The organism is Kitasatospora sp. NPDC093558 (assembly GCF_040683475.1).
Taxonomy (GTDB): Bacteria; Actinomycetota; Actinomycetes; order Streptomycetales; family Streptomycetaceae; genus Kitasatospora.
In genome coordinates this window covers 1-4,527 of sequence record NZ_JBFBDY010000522.1, presented here as the reverse complement: position 1 = coordinate 4,527, position 4,527 = coordinate 1, and the positions used below count along the sequence as shown (strand labels likewise).

The window sequence follows — 4,527 nt, the reverse complement described above, 5'->3', positions numbered from 1 at the left end:
TTCCCCCCCCCCCCCCCTCTCCCTCCCGCGCCCCCAAACCGGGGGGGGGCGCCCCGGGGGCGCCCCCCCCCCCCCGGGGGGGGGCGCCGGGCCACCGTGCTGCGTCGACGACTGCGCTGCGCGGCGTTCCCCTTCGTGTGACGAGGCTGCCAGGTCGCGGGTCGGGCGTGTTGGCGTTGCGTCGACAGTGCCTGCGCTTTGCGTCTACTCGTCCACGGGCTCTGACCCCGCGGACCCCGATTCCGACTCCGCGCACCTCGACCCCGCGCACCCGGTCAACGCGGTACTCCGGTGGTCGCTCGGGGAGACCCCGTATGTGGCCCGGAAGGCGCGGCTGAAGTCGGAGGCGCGGGGGAGTCCCCAGCGGGCGGCGACGGCGTGGACGGGCAGGGCGCGCAGCGCGGGGTCGGCCAGGTCCCGGCGGGCCCGCTCCAGCCGTTCGCGGCGGATCCACGCGGCGACCGTCTCACCGTCCGACTGCTGCGTGAAGACGCGGTGCAGGTAGCTGACGGAGATGTGGTGCGCGGCGGCGATCACCGGCGGGGAGAGCGCGGGGTCGTGCAGGTTGCGGCCGATGAACGTCCGGACGTTCTCCACCAGCGCCCGCTGCCGGGCGTCGTCCGGCAGCGCGGCCTCCGCTTCCAGCTCCCGGGCCAGCCAGGCGGAGATCAGGTCGATCACGATCGTCCCGAGCCGGGGCGCCTCGCTCGGGCCGAGGACGGCGGCCTGGCGGTCCAGGCCGACCAGGAAGTCCGAGAGCAGCGCACACGTGCCCTGCTGCCCCGAGAACCCGCGGCCCATCAGGTCGCGCAACCGGTCCGGGGGGACCGGCAGCATGCCGATCGGGAAGTCGATGCCGAGGGCGTCGGCCCGGCGCGCCGTCGGCCCGGCGGTGCGGCCGGCGGTGCGGCCGGCGGTGCGGCCGGCGAACGCCCGGACGTCGTACGGGCGCGAGCTGTCGAGCACGGTCAGTTCGCCCGGCCCGAACACCGTCGTCCTGGCCTCGGCGTCCAGCGTCAGCGACAGGCCCCCGTCGAGGACCAGGGTCAGGTGGCACAACCCCGGATCGGACTGCCGCACCCTGCGGGCGTTGCGCCGGAACCGGGCCGGTGGGAACGACGATCTGAGGAGCGTCACCGGCCCCAGCTCCAGGCGCCGCATCTCCGCCTCGAAGTCGTCGGCGTGCGCACTCGTCATCTCGCTGTTCCGGGTCCGCCCGATCAGCTCCCGCCAGCACTCGAAACGGTCCTCCGCGGGCAGTCCCTCGCCCCGGAACACGGTCTCCGTACTCGCCGCGGTCAATCCCCGCTCCTTCCTTCGGCCCCGTTTCCCCGTCAGCCCTCGATTTTCCCCCACCGATCATGAGCTGGTAAGTTCTTGCACGTCGGCAGGGAGAGATCGCGGAAGCGAGCGAGGCCCGGTCGGTCAGGCGTCGGTGGTGCAGTGGTAGCACGCCCGCTTTCAGCGGGAGGGGTTCGTTCAATTCGGGCCCGGCGCTCCAACACGCAGGGGCGGGAGCCGGTTTCGGCTCCCGCCCCTGCGCCATTTCCGCAGGTCAGTTGTTGCGGCCGTCGCGGGGAACGGGCACGCGCGGCAGGACGTCCCAGAGGGGAGTGCCGCCGGCGGCCCAGCGGGCGAGGGTGGGGCGGTCGACAAGGAGGATCCCCTGCTCGGCGCCCCAGTGCCGGGAGTCCCGGGAGAAACGGCCGTTGGTGACGACGACGGCGACGTGGGCCCCGTGCACGCGCTGGTAGGTGCCCGCGAGGGCGTACAGGACGCCGACGCCCACCGGCTTGCCGCCCACCGGGTCCTGCTTGTGCTTGCACTGCACGGCCCAGCGCCGGCCCGTCGGATCCTCGGCGAGGACGTCCACGCTCTGGTCGCCGGCCCGCCCGACCTTGTGCGCACGGCAGCCGTCGCGCTGCAACAGGTCGCGCACCGCGTACTCGAAGGCGTCCGGCTTCATGTGGTCGATCCCGCCGGGACCGCTCAGCGCCAACCGCAACTGGGCTGCCTGAAGCTGCCGTTGACGCTCCGCGAGCACACGCCCGCGCACGACGGCCGCGCCTACCGCACCCGCCACGACGGCGGCGGCCACGAGCACCCACCAGTTCGCCGCCAGCCACCGCACCACGGCCACCACCAGGCCGAACGCGATGAGCCCGGCGAAGCCGTACGCGATCCACGTGGCATCGCTGCGCCGTCCGGGCCTGCGTCGGCGTCTCCGCCGCCGCACCGGCGGCCTTCGGCTAGCCAAGCTGCGCTCCGGGCTTGTTCGTCCTCGTCAATCCGGTGTCCTTTCCGTGATCGTGTACGGCAATGCCCGCCCCCGGATGCGTGTTGACCCCGTGTGAGCAGCCGGTCACCCGGAGCTCGATGTCGTCCGGGCGAGCATGCCAGAACGGTCGCCCGCCCGGGGCCGCTTCGGAGAAAAACGGGCGGGGGCGAACGGCCGTCCGGGAGAGGGAGCCGACCTTCCAGCTCACGATGATTGTGTGTGCGCCGACGGCGTGGCTACGTGAGCGCCGCGAAGCCGGTGCAGAGCAGGCGGATGCTGCGGGTGAACTTGTCGTCCTGGGGGATGCGTGGGATCAGCGGGCCCATGACCAGCGGGAATTGTTCGCAGAGGTCGGCGTGGAGCTCGGCGGTGACGGGCGGGGGTGTCGGCGGCTGGTTCTGTTCCTGGAGGACGAAGCCGGTGATGTGGCTGAGGAGTGTGTCGGCGGCGATGCCGCAGTGGTCGGTGGGGAGGCCGGCGTCGAGGAGGGTGCGGAGCAGGCGTTCCATCAGGGAGAGGGCGCCTCGGCTGAGCATGCCGGGGCTCTCGGCGAGGAGTTGGGCGCCGCCGGGGTGCTGTTTGATGCTCCGGCGCAGCGTGGTGGCCTGGGCCTCGATGCGGTCCTGCCAGGTGGCGTCGGTGGGGAGGGCGGCCAGGGCCTCGGTGCCGGCGTCGTGGGCCGTGCGGCAGACCCGGTCGGCCATCAGGGCGAGCAACTCGTCTTTCCCGCGCACGTGGTAGTAGAGGCTGCCCGCGTGGGCGTCCAGGCGGTCGGCGACCTGGCGCATGGACAGGTTCTGGTAGCCGACCTCGGCGAACACGGCCATGCCGGCGTCGACGATGCGCTCCTTGGTGAGCTTCATGCGCTCCACGGTACCGCGTTTTCCAACAGTGTTCGAAAACTGTGCTAACTTTGCGCCATCACGTTTTCGAACGGCGTTGGAAAACGTCGAACCGGGGGGAGGGCGGGCATGGGGGCGATCCTGTTCAACGTGACCACGGCCGCACTGATGGTCATGATGGTCAACTGCGGGCTCGGCGTGGTCGGCCGGGACACCCTGCGGGGGAGGCCGCTGCCGTGGTCGGCGATCGCCCTGACCGCGCTCGCGGTCGGCGGCGTCGTGCTCCAGCTGGTCTGGTCCGGAGCGATGGACGCGCTCGACGCCGATCCCGCCAAGTCGGGCTGGTGGCGCGAGTTCACGTCGGTGTTCATGCAGAACGGCGGCCTCTTCGGCGGCCTGTGGAACCTCGTCACCCTCGCCGCCGTCGCCGCGCTCGCCCACTGGTACTGGGGCGGCATGCTCACCCTCGGCTTCTTCCTCGCCGGCATCCTGCTGCCCGGCCGGATCGACGACCTGCTCGGCCTCGGCGACGGACCCAGCACCGACCCGCGCAACTTCGCCGGCAGCTCCGGCGCCACCTACTTCCTCGGCGCCACCCTGGCCCTCGCCTTCCTCACCCGCACCCGCCTCCCCAAGGAGCTCGCCCTGGCGGCCGGTGTGCCGGCGCTCGGCCTGGCGATGTGGATCGCCCAGGAGAACGGCCACGGGCTGGTGTCCGTCTACGGGTTCGCCCTCGGGGCGGTGGCGTGGGCCGTCCGGAGCCGCCTGGTCCGCCCGGCCGCCGAGCGGGTGGCCTGACCCGGAGCCGGAGCCGGAGCCGGAACCGGAGCGCGGAACGGCGGTGGGTGCCCGGAGCACCCGCCGCCGTCGGCGTGACCGAACGGCCCGTCCCCGGGCCCTGGTGCGGTACTGGGCGCCTCACTTGATGGGCGGCGGAGCGGGCGGGAACGGGACGTGCTCGACGGCGGTGCCGCCGGGGTTGATGATGACGGTCACGCCTTTGATGCCGCCCGTGTCTCCGATCAGGACGGTCGCACCCTTGACGCCGCCCGTGTCTCCGCCTCCGATCAGGACGGTCGCACCCTTGACGCCGCCCGTGTCCCCGATGGTGGAGCTCGAAGCGGTGGGCGCGCCGTCCGCCGGCCGCGCGGGTTGGCCCGAAGGAGGGGCTCAGAGGTAGTGCGAGACCGGCCCGAGGGTGAGCAGGCCGCTGGCCGCTCCGGCGAGTTCTGCGGCGGCCGGCCGGAGGCGGGAGCGCGCGCGGGCCAGGGTCGGTCGGTCGTCCAACTCCCTTGCGAGGATGGCCTCCAGGCAGCACAGCGCCTCGTAGAGGAGGTCGGCCGGCGGCTCGGGTAGGGCGTGGAGTGCTGCGCGGGCGCGACCCCGGTGGCCGGTGGCGAGGTGGGC

At 73.1% G+C, this 4,527-nt stretch carries 4 protein-coding genes, 1 tRNA gene and 1 pseudogene; 2 read left to right on the top strand and 4 right to left on the bottom strand.

The genetic code is table 11. The features are described 5' to 3' along the window. Window positions 1–204: 204 nt before the first annotated feature. Window positions 205–1,302, bottom strand: coding sequence for a helix-turn-helix domain-containing protein (locus tag AB0O00_RS30565; RefSeq protein WP_363657260.1), 1,098 nt, complete (start codon window positions 1,300–1,302; stop codon window positions 205–207). Window positions 1,303–1,429: 127 nt separating this feature from the next. Here AB0O00_RS30565 and AB0O00_RS30560 point away from each other — a divergent pair. Next, a tRNA-Glu gene (locus tag AB0O00_RS30560) sits at window positions 1,430–1,501 on the top strand. A gap of 54 nt (window positions 1,502–1,555) precedes the next feature. On the opposite strand, the gene AB0O00_RS30555 is transcribed toward AB0O00_RS30560, so the two are convergent. Continuing rightward, window positions 1,556–2,257 carry a restriction endonuclease gene (locus tag AB0O00_RS30555; protein ID WP_363657258.1) on the bottom strand — a complete coding sequence of 234 codons (702 nt, stop codon included), beginning with the start codon at window positions 2,255–2,257 and terminating at the stop codon, window positions 1,556–1,558. Window positions 2,258–2,514: 257 nt separating this feature from the next. Next, complete coding sequence (locus AB0O00_RS30550) at window positions 2,515–3,141, bottom strand: TetR/AcrR family transcriptional regulator C-terminal domain-containing protein (RefSeq protein ID WP_363657256.1); 627 nt, start codon at window positions 3,139–3,141, stop codon at window positions 2,515–2,517. A 108-nt stretch (window positions 3,142–3,249) separates the two neighbouring features. Between AB0O00_RS30550 and AB0O00_RS30545 the strand changes: the two genes are divergently transcribed. After that, window positions 3,250–3,918 carry a hypothetical protein gene (locus AB0O00_RS30545; protein ID WP_363657254.1) on the top strand — a complete coding sequence of 223 codons (669 nt, stop codon included), beginning with the start codon at window positions 3,250–3,252 and terminating at the stop codon, window positions 3,916–3,918. Between the two features lie 372 nt (window positions 3,919–4,290). On the opposite strand, the pseudogene AB0O00_RS30540 reads toward AB0O00_RS30545, so the two are convergent. After that, window positions 4,291–4,527: pseudogene (locus AB0O00_RS30540) on the bottom strand (SARP family transcriptional regulator); the annotation flags it as partial.

Coding starts and splice junctions, on each gene's coding strand:
- AB0O00_RS30545 (WP_363657254.1), top strand. CDS start 3,250: ATGGGGGCGATCCTGTTCAACGTGACCACGGCCGCACTGATGGTCATG.
- AB0O00_RS30550 (WP_363657256.1), bottom strand. CDS start 3,141: ATGAAGCTCACCAAGGAGCGCATCGTCGACGCCGGCATGGCCGTGTTC.